19 protein-coding genes and 1 other RNA gene are annotated in these 19,920 nt (G+C 71.2%); 15 read left to right on the top strand and 5 right to left on the bottom strand.

The features are described from left to right. Positions 1 to 4 precede the first annotated feature (4 nt). On the bottom strand, positions 5 to 262 hold the full coding sequence (locus ABZU69_RS17775; protein WP_354965421.1) for a DUF3040 domain-containing protein: 258 nt from the start codon (positions 260 to 262) through the stop codon (positions 5 to 7). Positions 263 to 692: 430 nt separating this feature from the next. On the opposite strand from ABZU69_RS17775, the gene ABZU69_RS17770 reads away from it, so the two are divergent. The 5 genes from ABZU69_RS17770 to ABZU69_RS17750 are packed head-to-tail and all read left to right on the top strand — an operon-like array spanning position 693 to position 6,921. Then, positions 693 to 2,741 carry a DUF1800 domain-containing protein gene (locus tag ABZU69_RS17770; protein ID WP_354965420.1) on the top strand — a complete coding sequence of 683 codons (2,049 nt, stop codon included), beginning with the start codon at positions 693 to 695 and terminating at the stop codon, positions 2,739 to 2,741. Between the two features lie 8 nt (positions 2,742 to 2,749). Then, a complete protein-coding gene (locus ABZU69_RS17765) occupies positions 2,750 to 4,132 on the top strand; it encodes a DUF1501 domain-containing protein (RefSeq protein WP_354965419.1) in 1,383 nt (460 codons plus the stop codon). Continuing rightward, on the top strand, positions 4,129 to 5,547 hold the full coding sequence (locus ABZU69_RS17760; RefSeq protein ID WP_354965418.1) for a ferredoxin reductase family protein: 1,419 nt from the start codon (positions 4,129 to 4,131) through the stop codon (positions 5,545 to 5,547). The genes ABZU69_RS17765 and ABZU69_RS17760 overlap by 4 nt, the downstream gene beginning before the upstream one ends. 11 nt (positions 5,548 to 5,558) lie before the next feature. Continuing rightward, complete coding sequence (locus tag ABZU69_RS17755; RefSeq protein ID WP_354965417.1) at positions 5,559 to 6,149, top strand: FMN-binding protein; 591 nt, start codon at positions 5,559 to 5,561, stop codon at positions 6,147 to 6,149. Positions 6,150 to 6,198: 49 nt separating this feature from the next. After that, positions 6,199 to 6,921 (top strand): FAD:protein FMN transferase, encoded by a 723-nt coding sequence (locus ABZU69_RS17750; RefSeq protein WP_354965647.1) that lies wholly within the window; start codon positions 6,199 to 6,201, stop codon positions 6,919 to 6,921. A 263-nt stretch (positions 6,922 to 7,184) separates the two neighbouring features. Here ABZU69_RS17750 and ABZU69_RS17745 read toward each other — a convergent pair whose 3' ends face one another. Next, entirely contained in the window at positions 7,185 to 7,856 is a 672-nt protein-coding gene (locus tag ABZU69_RS17745; protein WP_354965416.1) for a bifunctional DNA primase/polymerase, read from the bottom strand. A 248-nt stretch (positions 7,857 to 8,104) separates the two neighbouring features. Between ABZU69_RS17745 and ABZU69_RS17740 the strand changes: the two genes are divergently transcribed. The 7 genes from ABZU69_RS17740 (at position 8,105) to mctP (ending at position 14,866) form a co-directional block, all read left to right on the top strand. After that, entirely contained in the window at positions 8,105 to 9,334 is a 1,230-nt protein-coding gene (locus ABZU69_RS17740; RefSeq protein ID WP_354965415.1) for a helix-turn-helix domain-containing protein, read from the top strand. Positions 9,335 to 9,350: 16 nt separating this feature from the next. Beyond that, entirely contained in the window at positions 9,351 to 9,923 is a 573-nt protein-coding gene (locus ABZU69_RS17735) for a flavoprotein (RefSeq protein ID WP_354965414.1), read from the top strand. 163 nt (positions 9,924 to 10,086) lie between these two features. Continuing rightward, positions 10,087 to 10,923, top strand: a complete 837-nt coding sequence (locus tag ABZU69_RS17730; RefSeq protein ID WP_354965646.1) for a Nif3-like dinuclear metal center hexameric protein — start codon at positions 10,087 to 10,089, stop codon at positions 10,921 to 10,923. Beyond that, the gene (locus tag ABZU69_RS17725) at positions 10,913 to 11,650 is read left to right on the top strand and encodes a C4-type zinc ribbon domain-containing protein (protein WP_354965413.1); all 738 of its coding nucleotides are present in this window, start codon (positions 10,913 to 10,915) and stop codon (positions 11,648 to 11,650) included. The genes ABZU69_RS17730 and ABZU69_RS17725 overlap by 11 nt, the downstream gene beginning before the upstream one ends. 3 nt (positions 11,651 to 11,653) lie before the next feature. Beyond that, positions 11,654 to 12,811, top strand: a complete 1,158-nt coding sequence (locus ABZU69_RS17720; RefSeq protein ID WP_354965412.1) for a bifunctional RNase H/acid phosphatase — start codon at positions 11,654 to 11,656, stop codon at positions 12,809 to 12,811. Between the two features lie 163 nt (positions 12,812 to 12,974). Beyond that, a complete protein-coding gene (locus ABZU69_RS17715) occupies positions 12,975 to 13,217 on the top strand; it encodes a DUF3311 domain-containing protein (protein ID WP_354965411.1) in 243 nt (80 codons plus the stop codon). Beyond that, on the top strand, positions 13,217 to 14,866 hold the full coding sequence (mctP, locus tag ABZU69_RS17710) for a monocarboxylate uptake permease MctP (RefSeq protein WP_354965410.1): 1,650 nt from the start codon (positions 13,217 to 13,219) through the stop codon (positions 14,864 to 14,866). The genes ABZU69_RS17715 and mctP overlap by 1 nt, the downstream gene beginning before the upstream one ends. Before the next feature lie 78 nt (positions 14,867 to 14,944). On the opposite strand, the gene ABZU69_RS17705 is transcribed toward mctP, so the two are convergent. After that, positions 14,945 to 15,430 carry a MarR family transcriptional regulator gene (locus ABZU69_RS17705; protein ID WP_354965409.1) on the bottom strand — a complete coding sequence of 162 codons (486 nt, stop codon included), beginning with the start codon at positions 15,428 to 15,430 and terminating at the stop codon, positions 14,945 to 14,947. A 54-nt stretch (positions 15,431 to 15,484) separates the two neighbouring features. Here ABZU69_RS17705 and ABZU69_RS17700 point away from each other — a divergent pair, with 54 nt between their 5' ends. Then, a complete protein-coding gene (locus tag ABZU69_RS17700) occupies positions 15,485 to 16,717 on the top strand; it encodes an MFS transporter (RefSeq protein WP_354965408.1) in 1,233 nt (410 codons plus the stop codon). Between the two features lie 25 nt (positions 16,718 to 16,742). Here the strand turns inward: ABZU69_RS17700 and ABZU69_RS17695 are convergent, their stop codons facing one another. Beyond that, on the bottom strand, positions 16,743 to 17,504 hold the full coding sequence (locus tag ABZU69_RS17695; RefSeq protein WP_354965407.1) for a sulfite exporter TauE/SafE family protein: 762 nt from the start codon (positions 17,502 to 17,504) through the stop codon (positions 16,743 to 16,745). 150 nt (positions 17,505 to 17,654) lie between these two features. On the opposite strand from ABZU69_RS17695, the gene rnpB reads away from it, so the two are divergent. Beyond that, an RNA gene (rnpB, locus tag ABZU69_RS17690) (RNase P RNA component class A) lies at positions 17,655 to 18,071 on the top strand. Positions 18,072 to 18,238: 167 nt separating this feature from the next. Here rnpB and ABZU69_RS17685 read toward each other — a convergent pair. Next, entirely contained in the window at positions 18,239 to 18,628 is a 390-nt protein-coding gene (locus tag ABZU69_RS17685; RefSeq protein ID WP_354965406.1) for a MerR family transcriptional regulator, read from the bottom strand. A 116-nt stretch (positions 18,629 to 18,744) separates the two neighbouring features. On the opposite strand from ABZU69_RS17685, the gene ABZU69_RS17680 reads away from it, so the two are divergent. Next, on the top strand, positions 18,745 to 19,704 hold the full coding sequence (locus ABZU69_RS17680) for a TIGR03619 family F420-dependent LLM class oxidoreductase (RefSeq protein WP_354965405.1): 960 nt from the start codon (positions 18,745 to 18,747) through the stop codon (positions 19,702 to 19,704). The last annotated feature ends 216 nt before the right edge of the window (positions 19,705 to 19,920 follow it).

The following is a 19,920-nucleotide window of genomic DNA, read 5'->3' as shown; positions in this document are numbered from 1 at the left end:
GCGGTTACGTCCAGCGGCGGCGGAACCGCCACATGATCGCGGCGTTCGCCACCAGCACCACCGCGCAGATCGCGCCGGCCAGCCGGCCGGCGAACACGGTCATCGCTGGCAGCGACGCCCACAGCAGGATGGTCAACAACATCAGGTAGCGGCCTCGGCGGGCCCGAACACGGTGATCCAGTCGGTTGAAGAACGCCGGGTCACTCTCCCGGAGCTGACGGGTGATCTGGTCGAACCTGCGCTGATCCTCTTTGCTGAGCATGGCGCTGCCTTCCCCTCACGCGTTCAGCGGTTCGGCGGCATACCCGCTGTGGCGGCGGCTCACGCTCACCCGTTGCTGCTACTTTCCTCCGCGCGAGGGCACCTCACCTCCGGCTTATCCGAGCCTTAAGTTTGCCTGTGGTGGTGGACGGCGCTGAATGTGCCGCGTACGGCGGCGGGGCCCGTTCCGTACCCGGCTGGCGTGCGTCCGCCCTGCTGGGAAGGTACGGCCCCGGCCCCGGTACGCGGCACGCCGACACCGCGGCGCTGAGCGGTGTCTTAAGTGCCCTCGCGGGGGTCTTCCGCCCACCTTGAAGGCACCTGAGGCCTTGGTTACTTTGCCGTAGCAACCCCCTCAGGCAACAGTCGCCGCACCTGTCGCACCTGCCCGGTCGCAGCTTCCGGCGCTCTTCAGAAATCGGGATTGGTACATGGCCGACCAGAATGTGCCACCACGTCGACCGCGGGACGACCGCGGCTGGGACGGACGCCAGCACCACACCTCGGACGGGTACGACTCGCTCCACCCCCAGGATGGCTACCCGGCTCAGGCCGACCCGCGTGAGCAGTACACCGACGGGTACGGGCAGCCCGCCCCCGCCCCGCGCGGGCCGCAGTGGGTCGGCCCGGAGGGTCTCGGTCGCCCGGCCCTGGCTCGGCCGGCCGGAACCGGACTGCCCACCTTGGACGATGACGACGAGCCCGGCCCCAGGGTTGGTCGCCGCAGGGCCATGGTCGCGCTCGGCGGCACCGCCGCGGTCGTCGCCGGTGGCGCGGCGCTCGCCATGATCCCGCAGTTCCGCGGCCTCTTCGGTGACGACGCGGTGGCCGACGCGACCGGCAGCACCGTCACCGACGGCACCGCGGCCCGGCCCAGCGGTCAGCAGCCCAGCACGGTGCGCACCTACACCGAGCAGAACGAGAGCTACATGGGCTCCCGCGCCGGTGAGGCGCTGAAGAAGAACGCGCCCTCCGGCGGCCGGACGTTCTCCGGCCCGGCCGCCGCCGCGGCGGCGACCAAGGTGACCGTCAAGACCGTGCTGGCCAAGGATCCGATCCTGCACCTGGCCCGCAGGGCCACCTTCGGTGCGACGCCCGCGGTCGTCGCCGACATCAAGAGGCTGGGCATCGACGGCTGGATCCGCGCCCAGCTCGAACCGGACAAGATCGAGCCGAGCAAGGCCGAGCTGAAGCTCGCCGAGCTGCCCACGCAGAAGCTCTCGGTGCAGCAGCTGCGCGACCAGCGGGACAAGCTCAACGAGCAGGGCGCCCAGCCCGAGCGGGAGATGATCGACGCCACCCTCGCCCGGCAGATCTGGTCGAAGCGCCAGCTGTTCGAGGTGATGGTCGACTTCTGGAACGACTTCCTGCACGTCGCCGCGGAATTCGACGGCGGCGAGGTGTACCGCAACTCGTTCGACAAGGACGTGGTGCGGGCGCACGCGCTGGGCAGCTACCCGGAGATGCTGGTCGCCGCGAACAAGCACCCCGCGCTGCTGATCTACCTGAACCAGAAGGACTCCCGCAAGGACGCGATCAACGAGAACCTGGCCCGGGAGAACCTGGAGCTCTACTCGGTCGGCGTGGACGGTGGCTACAAGGAGCCGGACGTGCGCCAGGCGGCCATGCTCCAGACCGGCCGCGGCGTCGAGGACGGCAAGTACGCCTTCAAGCCCGAGCAGCACTACGTCGGCAAGGTGAAGATCCTCGGCTTCACGCACGCCAACAACTCGGCTGACCCGAAGAAGGCCGAAGCGGCGATCGACCGGTACATCACCTACATCGCGCTGCACCCGTCGACCGCGAAGTACGTGGCGCAGAGCCTGGCGACCCGGTTCGTCTCGGACACCCCGCCGAAGTCCCTCGTGGACCGGCTGGCCAAGACGTACAGCACCAACAACGGCCTGATCAAGCCGGTGTTGATGGCCCTGTTCAGCTCCTCTGAGTTCTGGGCGGGGGTCGGCCAGAAGGTACGCCGGCCGATGGAGTACCTGGTCTCCACGTACCGCGTCCTGGGCGTCTCGCCGGACCCGTCGGCGAAGAACGACAACGGCGACAACAAGCGGACCCCGTTCGCCCGCGGCCTGCGGCAGATCCAGGACAAGCTGCGCGAGCTGGGCCAGTACCCGATGGGCCAGCCCACCCCGGACGGCTACCCCGACGTCTACATCGCCTGGACCTCGGCCGGCACCATGGTCAACGGCTGGAACGAGGCCGGCGAGATCCTGGCCGGCTACCGCACCGCCTTCACGTACACGGCGCCGGAGAAGCTGGTCGCCAAGCCGCCGGCCACCGCCGGGGCGTACGTGGACGCGCTGGCCCAGCGGCTGGTGAACCAGAAGCTGAGCGCCCGGGAGAGGAACCTGATCCTCGGCGTGGCCGGCGTGTCGGCGAGCGCCAAGGTCGATGCCACGTTCAACGGGGCCATCACCGCCGTCGCGCGGGCGATCCTCGCGTCCCCTCAGCACCACCTCCGGTGAGGCACCCGATGGAGAAGACTGTGTACAACTCTTTCCCCCTGCACCCCGAATGCCCCGACCTGCGGCGGCTGGCCGACAACCCGGCCGAGGCGCTGCTGCGGGCGGAGGCCGACCTCGTCGCCGCGGAGAACGCCGCCGAGGCCGACCGCTACCGCACCCTGGAGGACCTGGAGGAGGCCCAGCAGGACGGTCGCGGCGTCACTCGACGGACCTTCGTCGCCGGTGCCGCGGCCACCGCCACCGCGCTGGCCACCGCCCAGTTCGTCACCACCTCGGCGTCGTTCGCGGCGACCAAGACCGGCACCCTGATCCACGTCTTCCTCTACGGTGGGCTGGACGGGCTGAGCCTGGTCGCGCCGGACAACGACCCGGTGCTCGCCAAGGCCCGCCCCGACCTGCTGCTCGGCAACGATTCGCTGGCCCTGGGCCGCGGCTTCAAGCTGACCAGCGCGTTCAAGCCGCTGGAGCAGTGGCTCAAGGCCGGCCAGCTGGGCTTCATCCCGGCGGTCTCCGACGAGCGGCTGTCCCGCAGCCACTTCCAGGCCGCGGACGCCTGCAACCTTGGCGGGCTCCCCAACGAGACCGGTGGCCGGGGCTGGCTCGACGGCCTGGTCGACAACCTTGGCAAGGGCACCGCGTTCCGCAGCGTCGGCGTCGGCAGCACGCTGCCCCGCTCGCTGGTCGGCAACAACGGCGCGCTCTCGCTGAACAACGTCGGTTCGCTGCGACTCAACGGCGACGACCGGTTCCGGGCCGCCACCGAGAAGGCCATCAAGGGCCTCTTCACCGGAATCAACCACCCGGTCGAGGAGGCCGTGCAGGAGGGCATGGGCGCGCTGGCCACCGCGCAGAAGCTCGCCGCCAAGCCGTACCAGCCCGCCGCGGGCATCGAGTACCAGGGCATCGGCAACGCGTTCAAGCAGCTTGCCCAGCTGATCAAGGGTGGCGCGAACGTCCGGGTCGCCACGGTCGGGATGGGCGGCTACGACACCCACGAGAACCAGGGCACCCGCGACGGCGGTCAGCTGCACCGCCGGCTGAACGAGCTGGCCAGCGCGATGGCCGCGTTCTTCACCGACCTCGGCCCGCAGGCAGCCGACGTGACGATCATGGTGTCCAGCGAGTTCGGCCGGCGGGTCGGCTCCAACAGCGGCGGCACCGACCACGGGCACGGCGGGGTGGTCACCCTGCTCTCCGGCAAGAAGCTGGCCGGCTCGCTGCTCGGCACCTGGAACGGCCTGGACAAGCTGGATTCCGGTGACGTGCCGGAGTACAACAACATGTTCAACGTCTACGGCGCGGTTGCGCAGGGCCGGTTCGGGCTCACCAACGCGGAGGTGGACAAGGTCTTCCCCCGCCAGAAGTACGCCCCGATGAAGCTGTACGCGTGACGCGTTCGCACACCCACGCCGCCGGCCGCCGTACCGGGACCACGTCCTGGCACGGCGGCCGGTCGGCTGCGCCCGTACCCCCGCAGACCCCGGCCCGGCGCGGCCCCGGCGGCCGGCGGTTGCTGGCCGCGCTGCTCCTGGTCGGCCTGCTCGCCAGCGTGCTGCCGTGGTGGCTGGGCACCCCCGCCGGCTCGCTGCGGACCACCGCGGCGACCCTGACGGCCGCCGGCCGGATCACCGGTTTGGTCGCCGGCTACCTGCTGCTGGTGCAGGTGCTGATGATGAGCCGGCTGCCGGTGCTGGAGCGGTGGATCGGCGGCGAGCAGCTGGCCCGCTGGCACCGTGACATCGGTGCCACCCTGCTCGTCGCCGTGCTGGCGCACGTGTCGCTGACCCTGGTCGGCTACGCGGACCTGCGGAACCAGTCGGTCTTCGCCGAGGTCGGCACGTTGCTCGGCGACTACGAGGACATGGTCTCGGCGTTCGTCGCCGCCGGCATCATGGTGCTGGTCGGGTTCAGCAGCATCCGGGCGATCCGGCGGGCACTGCCCTACGAGCTGTGGCACCTGCTGCACCTGTCCAGCTACCTGGTGCTGCTGCTCGGCTACGCGCACCAGTTCACCCACGGCGCGCAGCTCTACAAGCCCGGGCCGGTACGGACCGGCTGGATCGCGCTCTACCTGCTGGTGGTCGCCGCCCTGCTGTGGGGCCGGGTGATCGCGCCGCTGGCGTTCAACCTGCGGTACCGGCTGCGGGTCGCCGACGTGGTCGCGGAGAGCCCCGACACGATCTCCATCTACCTCACCGGTGAGCGGCTGGACCGGCTGGCGGTGCTCGGCGGACAGTACTTCCGCTGGCGCTTCCTCACCCGGGGCTGCTGGTGGCAGTCGCACCCGTTCTCCGTCTCCGCCGCGGCCAACGGTCGCTGGCTGCGGCTCACCGTCAAGGTGGTCGGCACGCACACGGCCGACCTGCGCGACCTGGACCCGGGCACCCGGGTCTGGGCGGAGGGTCCGTCGGGCACCTTCACCGCCGCGCACCGGGTCCGCGACCGAGCACTGCTGATCGCCGGCGGCAGCGGCATCACGCCGATCCGGGCCATGCTGGAGGAGTTGCCGCCGGGCGCGGCGCTGATCTACCGGGCCCGTACCCCGGCCAACGTGCTCCTGAGCCGGGAGCTGGACTGGCTGGCCCAGGCCCGGGAGACCTCGATCTGGTACGTCATCGGCTCCCGCGACGACCCCGGCCCCCGCCAGCTGATGAGCCCCGACGGGCTGCGCCAACTGGTGCCCGACGTGGCCCGACGCGACGTCTACCTCTGCGGGCCGCCCGGGCTCGTCGAGCAGTCGGTGCGCGCGCTGCGCCGGGCCGGCGTGCCCCGCCGGCAGATCCACCTGGCCACCTTCGAGTTGTAGGAAGGCATCGCATGCGTCGCGCGTTCCTCGCGATCACCGGTCTGGCAGCCAGCACCACCGCGCTGGTGGTCCTCAAGGGCTCGCCGGGCACCACCCAGGTCGCCCAGGACCTGCCGGCCGCCCAGCCGGTCAACCCCACCCCGCAGGGTGCGGACCCGAGCGTCGCCCCGGCGGGCGTGGCCCTGAAGCCGTCGGTGAGCGCCGACGCGCCCTCCTCACCCAGGGCGAGCAGGAGCGGCAGCACCGCGCGCCCGCCCGGCACCCGCACCACCACGAAGGCTCCGACCACGCCGCGGACCACCACCAAGGCGCCGCAGCCGACCACCCGCCGGGTCACCGGGCCGGGCGTGGACAACGAGTACGGGTACGTGCAGGTGCAGATCGTGGTCTCCGGCAACCGCATCGTCGAGGCCATCTCGCTGTCCCTGCCCAGCGGGGGTGAGTCCGACATCCACAGCGGCGACGTCCGGGACCGGTACAACGGCACCGGCGGCGAGGTGGTGCAGAAGCAGAGCGCCAACCTGAACACCGTCTCCGGCGCCACCGAGACCAGCAACTCCTACAAGCAGTCGCTGCGGGGCGCGATCGAGCAGGCGTTCTGACGTGCCGGCGGCGATGACCCGACCCGGGCTGTGCCGGGTCGAGCAGATCATGGGTACGGCGATCACCCTGGATCTCGCCGACGACCTACCGCCGGCGACCCTGCACGAGCTGGCCGATCAGGTCTTCACCTGGATGCGCGAGGTGGACGCCCGGTTCAGCACGTACCGGGCGGACAGCGAGGTGTGCCGCTTCGACCGGGGTGAGGTGCTGCTCTCCGAGGCGTCGGAAAACCTGCGGTTCGTGCTGGAGGCCTGCGCCGACCTGTGGGGCGCCACCGACGGGTTCTTCGACGCGTACGCCACCGGCGGGCTCGACCCGTCCGGGTTCGTCAAGGGCTGGGCGGCGCAGGTCGCCTCGGACCGGCTGCTCGCAGCCGGCGCGGCGAACCACTGCGTGAACGCCGGCGGCGACGTGCGGGTGCGTGGCCACTCCCCGTCGGGGGAGCCGTGGCGGATCGGCATCCGACACCCGTGGGACGCGATGGCGACCTGCCTGGTGCTCACCGGGACCGATCTGGCCGTGGCCACCTCCGGTGTCTACGAGCGCGGCCGGCACGTGCTGGACCCGCGCCGGGGCGCTCCAGCCGGTGGGCTGCGCTCGGTGACGGTGGTCGGCACCGACCTGGGGGTGGCCGACGCGTACGCGACCGCGGCCCTGGCCATGGGGGTCACCGGCATCGGCTGGCTGGACCGCCTCGCCGACCACACCCACGCCGTCATCACCGACGACGCGTACCAGTTCCTCTCCGCCAACCTGCCCCTGACGGACTAGCGGAGCGGGCGGTGGGTGCCGGCGGGGCGGGTGCCGGTGGGGCGGGGCCGACCGGGGCGCGAGCCGGACGGGCGAGTGCCGGCCCAGCGGTGCCGCGGGTGGCTGCGGCGGGGCGGTTCGGTGCCGCCGGGATGAGACGCTCTGTCGTCCGTGGACATCATTCCCCCGCTCGTGGCGCGCGTTCGCGCCGTCCTCCTGTCAACGAGGACCGGCACCCCGGCGACGCTGTCGGCGACGGGATCGAATTGGCTGCCGGGGCGCGTTCACATGCCTCGCCGGGGCAGCGGCAGGTGACCGGGGAGCAGGTCGGGGGTGAGTGTCACACCGGTGGCGCGCAGCGCCTCGATCAACGTGTTCTGCACCAGGTAGGAGTCCGGGAGCTGCCAGCGGGCCTGCTCCGGGGCGACCGCCCAACGGACCGTCCCCTCCGGCAGCCGGGTGGGTGGCGCCGGGATCCACGAGCCCGGCCCGTGCCGGACCACGTGGAAGCAGTGCTCCAGCTCCGGCCGGAGCGGATCACCGGGGCGGACGAGGAACATCCAGCGGCCGGTGGGGGTGACCAGCACCGGCCCGCGTACGCCGGTGCCGGCCGGGTGGATCTGCACCGCGTCGAGCACGCGTCGGCCGAGGTGGGCCGGCACCTCCAACACGTCGAAGGCCCGACCGGTGGGCAGCAGCAGGCCGTGCGGGCGGCTCCGCCACCAGGTGGCCACCCGGGCCGGGTCGGCGCTGGCCGCCAGCTCCCAGTTCTCCAGCGCCGGGTGGCAGCCCACGGTGGGGCAGCCGGCCCGGCCGCAGACGAACCGGCTGCGGGCCAGACACGCCCCCGGGGTCACCTCCCACCCGTGCGCGGCGTACCGCACGGCGACCCGGCGCAGCCGGACCCGTTCCAACGGCGACAGTTCGGCGACGCGCGGTCCGACGTTCCCCCACATGTGTGCCATCTCCCCTCATCGGGCCCGGCGAACGCCAGGTCGCAGTTCGAGCACCGTCACTGCCGTAACCCACGATCGTTGAGGTTGACGAACGGCTCGTGCAACTTGCACGAAAAGTACGAGGATTGGCTGTACGGCTGACGCACTGGCTGTGCGACCAGCGAGAACCTGAAGATGAACGAGGTTCGCCGCACCCGCGGACATCGCCCGGACCCGATGGCCGGGGCGTCAGGGGGAGGGATGGGCAGATGGACGAGCTACCCATAGGGCGGCGAGTGGCCTACTGGCGGGGGCGACGCAAGATGTCGCAGCAGGTCTTCGCGGACCGGTTGGGCAAGTCGAAGAGCTGGGTGGACAAGGTCGAGCGCGGCGTCCGTCGGTTGGACAAGTTCTCGGTCCTCTACGAGATCGCCGACATCCTCCAGGCGGACGTGCAGCTGCTGATGGGCAAGGACCCGGAGCGGCGGACCGACGCGTTGAACTGCATCGATCAGGTCGAGGTGCAGGAGATCAGGGCCGCGCTGGAGCGGTACGACTCGATGAGCGCGTACTTCGACGCGGCACCGTACCCACCCCCGCTGGACGACATGCGCAAGGCCGTCAACCACGCCTGGCTCACCTACCAGTACGGCCGCTACGGGATGCTCACCCGGGCGCTGCCGAAGCTGCTGCGGGACGCTCAGGCGGCCGACGCCGGCTACGGCGGCGAGCAGGCCCCGGAGGCGGCGCACCTGCTCGGGCAGGTCTACCAGATCGCCTCCTCCGTGCTGCGCAAGCTCGGCGAGTGCGAGCTGGCCTGGCTGGCCGCGGACCGCTCGATGGCGGTGGCCCAGCGGGCCGACGACCCGCTGCTGGCCGGCATCGCCACCACCCGGGTGTGCAACGCGCTGGTCGCGATGGGGCGTGCCCGTCCGGCGCTGGAGCTGAACGTCCAGATCGCCAACCGGCTCGCACCCGGTGGCGGCAACGAGGTGTCCCCGGCCCGGCTCTCCGTCTACGGCATGCTGCTGCTCCAGGGCGCGATGGCCGCCTCCCGGATCGGTGACTCGGCGACCGTCGACGACCTCATCAACGGCGCCGAGGAGGCGGCCACGCTGCTCGGCGGCGACCACAACCACTACTGGACCTCGTTCGGCCCGACCAACGTGGAGCTGCACCGGGCCGCGGCCGCGGTGGAGCTGGGCGACGGGGGGCGGGCGGTGGAGGTGCACCAGCTGCGCATCGTGGAGCCCTCCTTCAACGCGTTGCTGCCCGAGCGCCGGGCGCACCACCTGCTCGACATCGCCCGCGGTTTCGCCCAGGTCGGCGACGTGGCGAACGCTGGCGAGATGCTGCTGCGCGGCGACCGGCTCGCCCCGTCGGAGATCCGCTGCCGGCCGATCGCGCACGAGGTGATGTCGGACATCCTGCGTCGCACACGTGGTGCGCCGCCTTCTCCGGTAGCGGAGTTGGCTGAGCACATGGGAGTAGGGGTATGAGCGCGGAGCCGGTTTGATGGCCGGTTCACAGCGCACCAGCGGGCACCGCGAGGTGCTCTATGTCATCGCCTGCGGTTCGCCGCTGGCCCGGCACGTCGGCCGCCTGGTCGACCTGGCCCAGCAGGACGGCTGGGAGGTCTGCGTGGTCGCCACGCCGGACGGCGCCAAGTTCGTCGACAGGTCCGCCCTGATCCGGCAGACGGGTCACCCGGTGCGGACGCACTACAAGAACCCCGGCGACCCGGACGTGCTGCCGCCAGCCGACGCCATGATCGTCTGCCCGGCCACCGTGAACACGGTCAACAAGTGGGCCGCCGGGATCGCCGACACCCTCGCGCTCGGCCTGCTGGTCGAGGCGCAGGGCAAGGGCGTCCCCATCGTGGCGGTGCCGTACACCAACGCCGCGATGGCCGCCCACCCGGCGTTCCGGGCCGGCCTGGCCCGGCTGGCCGAATGGGGGGTCACGGTGCTCTTCGGCGATCACGTGGTCGCCCTGCACCCGCCGGGAACGGGCGAGCAGCACCTGCACGCGTTTCCCTGGCAGATGCCGCTGGCCGCACTGCTCGCCGGCTCCAGCCGCGCCGCCTGACCGCCGGGCGGGCACGTCCGGCTCGCCGCCGGATCGTCGGGCGGACGTGTCCGGCTCGCCGCTCGGCCGGCGCGGCCGGGCCGGGCATCGCCGCCCTGCGGCCCGCGCGACGGTAAGCTGGCCCGCCGTGAGCGTATGCGGATCCACCCCCACGGTGACCGACGTGGTGGCCGAGCTGGAACGGCGCTACCCGCCGGTCTGGGCGGAGGAGTGGGACCGGGTGGGTCTGGTGCTCGGCGAGCCGACGGCCCCGGTCCACCGGGTGCTCTGCGTGGTCGACGTGGTGCCCGAGACGGTCGCCGAGGCGCTGGCTGCCGGCGTCGACATGATCGTCGCGCACCACCCGCTGCTGCTGCGCGGGGTCTCCTCGGTCGCTCCGACGACGTTCAAGGGGCGGATCGTCCATCAGCTGATCCGGGCCGGGGTGGCGCTCTACGTGGCCCACACCAACGCCGACGTGGCCTCCCCGGGTGTCTCCGACGCCCTCGCTGCCCGGTTCGGGTTGACCGGGCTGCGCCCGCTGCACCGGCCCGCGCCCGGGTCGCCCGCGTACGGCGACGAGCGGGGTATCGGCCGGATCGGCGAGCTGCCCCGCCCGATGACCCTCGCCGAGCTGACCCGGCACGCCGCCGCGGTGCTCCCCGTCACGTCGTGGGGAGTTCGCGCCGCGGGGGATCCCGGGCGTATGGTTCGTACCCTCGCCGTCAGCGGCGGGTCGGGGGACAGCTTCCTCGGCGCCGCGACCGCCGCCGGGGTGGACGCGTACCTCACCGCCGACCTGCGGCACCACCCGGCCGGCGAGCACCTCGCCGCCGATGGTCCCGCCCTGATCGACGCCGCCCACTGGGCGACGGAACGACCGTGGCTGGACGACCTGGCCGCCCTCCTGCGGGAGGCGCCGGGCGTCGAGACGCTGGTGTCCGACCTGGACACCGACCCGTGGACCGTGCACGCCGCCGCACCCGTTGTGGACGACAAGGAGCCCGACCGTGAAGGCTGACCCCCAGGTGCAGCGCCGCCTGCTCGACCTCCAGGCGATCGACACCAACCTCGCCCAGCTCGCCCACCGCCGGCGTTCGCTGCCCGAGCGGGCGGAGCTGGAGGCGCTGGCCCGGGAGCTGTCGTCGCTGGAGGACGAGCGGGTCCGCGCCCAGGTGGCGGTCGACGACCTGGACCGGGACATCGCCCGGCTGGAGAAGGACGTCGACCAGGTCCGGGCCCGCAAGGAGAAGGACCAGAACCGGCTGGCTGCCGGCACCGGGCCGGCCCGGGAGCTGGAGGCGCTCCAGCACGAGCTGGTCTCGCTGAACCGGCGCCAGGGCGACCTGGAGGACGCCGAGCTGGAGTTGATGGAGCAGCGGGAGACCGCGCAGGGCGTGCTGGACGGCGTGGAGCAGCGGCTGGCCGAGACCCGGGAGAAGCGGGCCGCCACCGAGCAGCGCCGGGACGAGGCGCTGGCCGAGATCGCCAAGGACGAGGAGTTCAAGCGGGGGGCCCGTCAGCCACTGGCCGCCGACCTCCCGAGCGAGCTGGTCACCCTCTACGACAAGATCCGCCAGGACACCGGGCTGGGCGCCGCGCTGCTCACCGCGGGCCGCTGCGGCGGCTGCCGGTTGGAGCTCTCCGGCGCCGACCTGGCCCGGATCCGCAAGGCCGCCCCGGACGACGTGGTCCGCTGCGAGGACTGCCGGCGGATCATGGTCCGCACCAACGAGTCGGGCCTGTAGGTCGTGGCGCCGCGCGTGGTCGTCGTCGAGGCCGACGGCGGGTCCCGGGGCAACCCGGGCCCGGCCGGCTACGGCGCGCTGGTGCGCGACCCGGGGACCGGCGAGGTGCTCGCCGAGCGTTCCGAGTCGATCGGTACGGCGACCAACAACGTCGCCGAGTACCAGGGCCTGATCGCGGGGCTGACGGCCGCCGCCGAGCTGGGCGCCGCCGAGGTGGACGTCCGGATGGACTCCAAGCTGGTGGTCGAGCAGATGTGCGGCCGGTGGCAGATCAAGCACCCCGGCCTGCGACCGCTCGCCGCCCAGGCGGCCAGCCTGGTGGGCCGGTTCGCGGCGGTCCGGTTCGCCTGGATCCCCCGCGAGCAGAACCGGCACGCCGACGCGCTGGCAAACGCCGCGATGGACGCCGCCGCCGGGCGACCCGCGGCGACGCCGACCACCGCCGCGCTGGACGCCACCGTCGGGCGACCCGCGGCGACGACCACCGGCAGCGACCCGGCGACCGCGCCGGCCTCCTGGGAGCCGCGACCGAGCTTCACCGCCACCCGGCTGATCCTGGTCCGGCACGGCGAGACCGCGTACACCGAGCAGCGGCGCTACTCCGGCCGGGGCGACGTGCCGCTCTCCGAGCGCGGCCGGGCCCAGGTCCGGGCCACCGCCACCCGGGTGGCCGCGCTGGCCCCGTCCGTCGCGGCCGTGCTCAGCTCCCCGCTGTCCCGGTGTACGCAGACCGCGGCGGCGATCGCCGGGGCGCTCGGCGACGTCCCGGTACGCACCGAGGACGACCTGATCGAGTGCGACTTCGGGGACTGGGAGGGGCGCACCTTCACCGAGGTGCGCGCGCAATGGCCGGGGGAGATGGACGCCTGGCTCGCCTCACCCCGGATCGCCCCGCCAGGTGGTGAGTCGTTCACCCAGGTGGCCGAGCGCTGCCACCGGGTGGTCGCCGGGCTGATCAAGGCGTACCCCGGGGAGACCGTGGTGGTCGTCTCGCACGTCTCGCCGATCAAGCTGGTGCTGCGGGACGCGCTCGCGGCCAGCGACGGCTTCCTGCACCGGCTCTTCCTGGACGCGGCCGGCATCTCGGTGCTCGACATGTGGCCCGACGGCGGCGTCGCGGTGCGCACGGTCAACGACACCGCCCACCTCTCCGCCGGCTGATCCGGCCGGACCTGCTCGCCCGTCGGCCCGACCGGTCGCGCCGTTCGGCGCATGCCGTCGGCCGCTCGGCGCAGCACCCTTCGCGCAGCGCGCGTGACAGCGGTCACAGAGTCGTAGCCTCCGGCCGTTACATCGCGAGCCATTCTTCCCGGAGGTGTGTCACATGGCTGCACCGGAACCGGAGGCGCCCACCACGGCGCCGCCCAGGGCGAAGGACCACAGCCCCTGGAACTGGTTGCTTTTCATCCCCATCGTGGTGCCGCTGATCCCGGCTTTCTTCAACGGCGACTCTCCCCGAATCTTCGGGTTCCCGCGTTACTACTGGCTGCAACTCGCCTGGATCCTGCTCGGCGTGGCCACCACGACGCTGGTCTACCAGATGACGAAGAAGCGGGGTGAGCACTGATGTGGCGGGACCATCTCACCGAGATCATCGTCTTCTCCCTGCTCTTCCTACTGGTCAGCGGGATGGGCTTCGTGGCCGCCCGGTGGCGTGCCCCGAAGGACATGGCCCACCTCGACGAGTGGGGGCTGGGCGGGCGCAGCTTTGGCGGCTGGATCACCTGGTTCCTGGTCGGCGGTGACCTCTACACCGCGTACACCTTCGTGGCGGTGCCGGCGCTGATGTTCGGGGCCGGCGCGGCCGGGTTCTTCGCGGTGCCGTACACCATCGTGATCTACCCGTTGGTCTTCCTGGTGCTGGTCCGACTCTGGTCGGTGTCGCACCGGCACGGGTTCGTCACGCCGGCCGACTTCGTCCGCAACCGGTTCGACTCGCCGGTGCTGGCGCTGTTGATCGCGATCACCGGCATCGTGGCCACCATGCCGTACATCGCGTTGCAGTTGGTCGGCATCGAGGCGGTCCTCAAGACGATGGGGGTGACCGGCGACAACGCGCTGGCCCGGCACCTGCCGATCATCATCGCGTTCGCCATCCTGGCGGCCTACACCTACCAGTCGGGGCTGCGCGCGCCGGCGCTGATCGCGTTCGTCAAGGACACGCTGATCTACATCGTGATCCTGGTGGCGATCGTCTACCTGCCGTACAAGCTGGGCGGCTGGGGTGACATCTTCGCCGCCGCGGACGCGAAGTTCGACGCCTCACCGAACCCGAACGACGGGATCCTGCTCAACGGCAACAACCAGCTCCAGTACGTCACCCTGGCGTTCGGCTCGGCGCTGGCGCTCTTCCTCTACCCGCACAGCATCACCGGCGTGCTGGCCAGCAGGAACCGCGACGTGATCAAGCGGAACATGTCGGCGCTGCCCGCGTACAGCCTGCTGCTCGGGCTGATCGCGCTGCTCGGTTACATGGCGATCGCGGCCGGCGTGAAGCCGCTGCCGGGTGCGTCGGAAGGCAGCGTGGACAACAACACCATCGTGCCGCTGCTCTTCGACCAGCAGTTCCCGGACTGGTTCGCCGGTGTCGCGTACGCGGCGATCGGCATCGGCGCGCTGGTGCCGGCGGCGATCATGTCGATCGCGGCGGCGAACCTGTTCACCCGCAACGTCTACAAGGAGTACCTGAAGCGGGACGCCAGCCCGGCGCAGGAGGCGAACGTTTCGAAGATCACCTCGCTGGTGGTTAAGGTCGGCGCGGTGGCCTGCATCGTCTTCCTGGACCCGCAGTTCTCCATCGACCTCCAGCTGATCGGCGGCGTGATCATCCTCCAGACGCTGCCGGCGGTGGCGCTGGGTCTCTACACCCGCTGGTTCCACCGCACCGGGCTCATCGTCGGCTGGGCGGCCGGCATGGGGCTGGGCATGTGGATGCTCTACCAGGTGGCGAGCCCCACCCGGAAGCACTTCGGTGGCTCGGCGTTCCCGCTCTCGGAGTTCGGGTTCGACACCACCAAGACGATCTACGTGGGCATCGTGGCGGTGCTGGTGAACCTGGCGGTCGCGGCGCTGGTGACGCTGGCCGTGCGCGCCGCCAAGGTGGCCGAGGGGGTCGACGGCACCACGCCGGACGACTACTTCGCCGACGAGGGTGACCCCCGGGTCACCGCCGGCACGGAGCGCGACGTCGACTCCGCCCGGGAGCCGGTCGCCTGACGTCCCGTGAAAGGAAGGGCCCCTTGTTAACGCCTGGCGTTAACAAGGGGCCCTTCCTTTCACTGCGTGCGGCGCGGCTCAGCGGGGGCGGTTGCGCGCTTCCAGGGCCTCGTTGAGGCGGCGCAGCAGCACCGCGAGGGTCTCCCGGTCCTCGGCGGGCCAGTCGCCGAGCATGTCGCCGTAGAGCCGGGTCCGCGCGGCCCGGACCGCGGCCATCCGTTGCAGGCCGGTGGCGGTGGGGGAGATGACGGTGCCCCGGCCGTCGGACGGGTCCGGGGTACGGGTGATCAGGCCGTCGCGCTGTAGCGCGGACACCTGCCGGGTCACGGTCGAGCCGTCCAGGTTGAGTCGGGCGGCGAGCGCGGAGACGTTCTGCGGGCCGGCGGTGTCCAGATGACGCAGGATCACGTACGCCGCCCGGTCGAGCACCCGGTGCTCGGCGGTGCCGGTGGCCCGTCGGGTCGCCTCGCCGAAGCGCATCAGCAGGGCCACCTCGGTCTCGATCCGGCCCAGGGTGACCTCGTCGGTCTCGGCCTCGGCGTCCCGGTAGGGGTCATCGCTCATAGCTGTATGATACAGGATAAGTACCTGTACTATACAGCTAATTGGGGAGTTGGAGTGGATCGGCGTTCCGAACCGAACCGCAGTGCCATCTACGCCACCACACTGGTGGCCTTCCTCGCGATCGCCGGCATCGCCGTCGTCGACCCGATCCTGCCGGCCATCGGCGACGCGATCGGGGTCACCGCCTGGCAGGTCGAGCTGCTGTTCACCGCGTACATCGCGGTGATGGCCCTCGGCATGATCCCGGCGACCCTGGCCAGCGGCCGGTTCGGCTTCAAGCCGGTGCTGATCGCCGGAGTCTCCGTGGTCGGCCTGGCCGCGATCCTCGCCTCGTTCAGCGACAACATCGTGCAGCTGTCCGTGCTGCGCGGCGTCTGGGGACTGGGCAACGCGATGTTCTTCGCCACCGCCATGGTGGTGCTGGTCAACCTCGCCGTCGACCGGGAATGGGTGGTCGGCCTCTTCGAGACCGCCCTCGGCCTCGGCTTCGCCGTCGGCCCGCTGATCGGCGGCCTCCTCGGCGAGGTGAGCTGGCGACTGCCGTTCTTCGTCTGCGGCGTGTTCATGGTCCTCGCCCTCGGCGTGGCCGCCCGCAAGCTGCGCGAGCCGACCAACCGGCAGGCCCCGGTGCGCGTCGGTCAGATCTTCGCCACCTACCGCCGTCCCGCGTTCATCGCGCTCTGCGTGGTGACCGGCACGTACAACTTCGTGTTCTTCGTGGTGCTCGGCTACACACCGCTCTTCCTGGGCCTGGACATCATCCCGCTGGGGCTGGCGTTCACCGGCTGGGGACTCGGCCTGGCCACCGGCATCCTGCTGATCGGCCACCGCCTGGCCCACCGGATCGGCGCGGTGCAGACCGTCGGCGTGGCCATCGCCGGGCTGCTGGTCTGCATGGTCCTCTTCGCCACCTCCACCAGCACCACCGAGGCACTCGTCGTGCTGGTGCTCGCCGGGCTCTGCATGGGGCTGGCCAACGCCAACCTCACCGACCTGGCGCTCGGCCTCGGCTCCAGCGACCGCCGGGTGGCCACCGGCGCCTTCAACCTCGTCCGCTGGGGCGCCGCCGCGCCCGCGCCGATCATCTCCGGCAAGCTCGCCGAGCACTCGCTGTCGCTGCCGTTCTGGGTCGGCTTCGGGGTGCTCACCGTCGGCGTGCTGGTCTACCTGGCCTTCGCGCACGTGATGGCCGCCGGCTACGGCGAGCGGGTGCTCTGGTCCCGGTGGAACCGCGCCGCAGCCGACACCGAGCACGCCCCGGAGGAGCCGGTCGGCGAGGCGTACTGACCGCGCATCCCCGCCGCCGCCGGTGTCAGCTCAGGGCGCGCCAGAGCAGGTAGAGCCCGATCACCGTGCCGAACACCACGATGATCGTCTTGAGCAGCACCGGCGGCAGCCGGCGGACCAGCCGGGCGCCGACGTACCCGCCGATCAGCGTGGCCGGCGCGACCACCGCGACGGCGGCCCAGTTCACCGGCCCGAACAGGGCGAACACCACCAGCGTGGTGAACCCCACCACCGCGGAGAGCAGATTCTTGATCGCGCTCACCCGGGCCAGCGTCGCGTCCAGCACCAGCGCCAGCCCGGCGACCAGCATCACGCCGAGCGCCGCACCGAAGTACCCGCCGTACACCGCACCGAGCCCGACCATCGTCTGCACCGCGATCGTCCGCTGGCGCGGCGACATGTCCCGCGGGTGACCGACCAGCCGGCGCAGCGGGTCCTGGAAGGCAAGCACGGCGGTCGCGCCGAGCACGAGGAACGGCACGACCACCTCGAACGCGCGGGCCGGGGTTGCCAGCAACAGCAGCGCCCCGAGGATGGTGCCGACGATCGTGGTGGGCACCAGCGTGGCCAGCGCCCGCCCGCGCGGAAGGTCCGCGCGACTGCCCGCCACGCTGGCCAGGTACCCGGGAAACACGGCGACGGAGTTGCTGACGTTCGCCGGCACCGGGGGCAGCCCGACCGCGATCATCGCTGGAAAGGTGATCAGCGAACCGCCACCGGCCACCGCGTTGACCGTGCCCGCGGCGAGACCGGCGGCGAGCAGCAGCGCGGCGTGGGAGAGATCCATAGCCCCACGAGGCTAGACCCCGCCCGCTCGGGCGGGAACGCCGGACTCCCGCCCGATGAACGCCGCCACCGCCCCTGAGCTGCGCGATCTTGATCAGGCGGGGCGGCAATACCGGTGGGCCGCCCGTCGTTAGGATGAGAGCGCGACGGACGAGTCGACCGGGCGGCCGCGTCGGCGGGCTTCGGCCCGCCGCCGAGGAACGTCCGGACTCCACAGGGCAGGGTGGTTGTTAACGGCAACCCGGGGTGACCCGCGGGACAGTGCCACAGAAAACAGACCGCCGGCCCCATCGGGGCCGGTAAGGGTGAAACGGTGGGGTAAGAGCCCACCAGCACCCCGGGTGACCGGGGTGGCTCGGTAAACCCCACCCGGAGCAAGGCCAAGCAAGGGCCGTCACCGCAAGGTGACGACCCGGCGCAGACGCTTGAGGGCTGCCCGCCCGATGTCTGCGGGTAGGCCGCTGGAGCCTGCCGGCGACGGCAGGCCGAGATGGATGGCCGCCGCCGGCGCAGACCCCTTTGGGGTACGCGCCGCGCACAGAATCCGGCGTACAGGTCGACTCGTCCGTCGCCCACCAGGCCGCAGCCCCCGGGCCACTCGATCGAGGCTCCCACCATCCGCGCTGTCACGACAGGCGCGGTTGCTGCCGAGCCCCGTGGTGCGCCGGGTGGGTGTGCGGCTTCGCTGACAGCGGCGAGCAGCAACTGGATGCGGCGAGACGCTCGTCAGATCATTTACGTGGCAGTGCTTCGGGCGTTCGCTGACTTGACGCTGAGAACCGTGTCGAGGTAGTCGGCGATTGCGTCTCTGTTACGGGTCAGGCACTCGATGCGTTCGGATAGCCGAGCTTGTTCGCGTTCCAGTGTGGCGATCATTTCGGGTGTCACGTTGGGGACGTAGATGGTCTGCGGCTTGTCCAGGCACGGCAGGAGCTGCTGAATGATTCGGGTCGGCAGTCCGGCATCGAGCAGTCCCTTGATCTGCTGCACGATGTACACGTGTGACTCTTGGTACTCACGGTAACCGTTGAGGGCGCGGCTGGGTGTGAGCAGCTGCTGCTCCTCGTAGTAGCGCAGTAGTCGACGGGATGTGCCCGTACGCTCCGCGAGTTCTCCGATCTGCATGTGCTCAAGCCTACACTTGACACTCACATCAGTGTGAGGGTTCAACCTTGGGTGGGTGGACCGAGAACAGTTTCTGCGGCGGCCACGACAATCACGACTACAGCGGAGGGCTTAGAATGAAACTCGGACTTCGGCTGCCCCAGAGATTGGGAGTCGACCTACAACACGACCTGGTCGAAGCAGCCAGAACGGCCGAAGCGAGCGGATACGCCAGTTTGTGGACGTATGAGCGGTTGCTGTTCCCCGAGACACCGGCCGAGCCATACTCCGCTCTGCCTGATGTGCCGTGGCCGTCAACCCAACGCCAGGCGGCCGACCCCCTGGCAGTTCTCACGGCAGCGGCGGTGGCGACCGAAAAGGTGCGCCTCGGTACCGCTGTGCTGATCGCTCCACTCCACACTCCCATCCAGCTGGCGAAGGCGCTGGCCACGATCGATCAGATCAGCGGCGGCCGCATGGTCGCTGGCCTCGGCGCCGGCTGGTCCACCGACGAGTTCCGGGCCACTGGCGCCACCGGAGCGGATCGCGGCCGCTTCCTCGACGAGACGCTGGACGTCTTCGATGCCGCGTGGGGGCCGGACCCGGTGACCGTCCGAGGTCCTCGCGTGGTCATCGACAACGCCTCGGTCCTGCCCAAGCCCGTTTCGAAGATCCCCGTGATGCTGGGCGGTGGTGGCAGCAACATAGGCCGCAGCACCCGTTCCAAGGCCGTGGAACGCATTGCCAGACGCGCGGACGGCTGGCTGCCGTTCCTCAGCAAACCTGGACCAGCGGGAGCCGCGGAACTGCGCGCAAGCTGGGCTCGTATCCGGGAAATGGCTTCCGGGTATGGCCGGGACGCGAGCCGGATGGAGATGGTCGTGGTGGGAAACGTGACCTTCACTGACCGTCCGGCAGGACCTGACCGATCCCCGTTCGTCGGCACTCTCGACCAGATCATGGACGATGTCGAAACGGCCGCAGAGGCTGGCGCAGACGAGCTCATCGTGGATCTGAATCTGCAGGACTGGTTCACCAGCACTCGGCAGATGCTTGAGACGGCGGTGGAGATCCGCGAACGGGCCACGGTCTCGTGACCGATGGCACCCCGGGTGCGGGCGCAACCCGCCTCGAACTGTCTGCGCCGAATGCGCCCGACGTGACCATATGCGTTCAGAGGCGAGTGCTTGTATGGCCGCGACCACGACGTCTTCCGTTCTAGGGCCTGTGTCGAAGTCGGTCACAGCCACTCGTTGATGGCGGCGATGTGGACGGTGGCTTCGTAGCGGACGGCGAGTTTGTCGAAGCGGGTC

The sequence above is a fragment of the Micromonospora sp. NPDC005206 genome, from assembly GCF_040608175.1.
Classification (GTDB): Bacteria; Actinomycetota; Actinomycetes; order Mycobacteriales; family Micromonosporaceae; genus Micromonospora.
Note: the sequence above shows the minus strand (reverse complement) of the source record. Positions and strands in the feature narration are given on the sequence as shown.

What these genes read in the sequence shown, in the direction of transcription:
- ABZU69_RS17775 (WP_354965421.1), bottom strand. Translation starts at nt 262, where the DNA reads ATGCTCAGCAAAGAGGATCAGCGCAGGTTCGACCAGATCACCCGTCAG.
- ABZU69_RS17770 (WP_354965420.1), top strand. Translation starts at nt 693, where the DNA reads ATGGCCGACCAGAATGTGCCACCACGTCGACCGCGGGACGACCGCGGC.
- ABZU69_RS17765 (WP_354965419.1), top strand. Translation starts at nt 2,750, where the DNA reads ATGGAGAAGACTGTGTACAACTCTTTCCCCCTGCACCCCGAATGCCCC.
- ABZU69_RS17755 (WP_354965417.1), top strand. Translation starts at nt 5,559, where the DNA reads ATGCGTCGCGCGTTCCTCGCGATCACCGGTCTGGCAGCCAGCACCACC.
- ABZU69_RS17750 (WP_354965647.1), top strand. Translation starts at nt 6,199, where the DNA reads ATGGGTACGGCGATCACCCTGGATCTCGCCGACGACCTACCGCCGGCG.
- ABZU69_RS17745 (WP_354965416.1), bottom strand. Translation starts at nt 7,856, where the DNA reads ATGTGGGGGAACGTCGGACCGCGCGTCGCCGAACTGTCGCCGTTGGAA.
- ABZU69_RS17740 (WP_354965415.1), top strand. Translation starts at nt 8,105, where the DNA reads ATGGACGAGCTACCCATAGGGCGGCGAGTGGCCTACTGGCGGGGGCGA.
- ABZU69_RS17735 (WP_354965414.1), top strand. Translation starts at nt 9,351, where the DNA reads ATGGCCGGTTCACAGCGCACCAGCGGGCACCGCGAGGTGCTCTATGTC.
- ABZU69_RS17715 (WP_354965411.1), top strand. Translation starts at nt 12,975, where the DNA reads ATGGCTGCACCGGAACCGGAGGCGCCCACCACGGCGCCGCCCAGGGCG.
- mctP (WP_354965410.1), top strand. Translation starts at nt 13,217, where the DNA reads ATGTGGCGGGACCATCTCACCGAGATCATCGTCTTCTCCCTGCTCTTC.
- ABZU69_RS17705 (WP_354965409.1), bottom strand. Translation starts at nt 15,430, where the DNA reads ATGAGCGATGACCCCTACCGGGACGCCGAGGCCGAGACCGACGAGGTC.
- ABZU69_RS17695 (WP_354965407.1), bottom strand. Translation starts at nt 17,504, where the DNA reads ATGGATCTCTCCCACGCCGCGCTGCTGCTCGCCGCCGGTCTCGCCGCG.
- ABZU69_RS17685 (WP_354965406.1), bottom strand. Translation starts at nt 18,628, where the DNA reads ATGCAGATCGGAGAACTCGCGGAGCGTACGGGCACATCCCGTCGACTA.
- ABZU69_RS17680 (WP_354965405.1), top strand. Translation starts at nt 18,745, where the DNA reads ATGAAACTCGGACTTCGGCTGCCCCAGAGATTGGGAGTCGACCTACAA.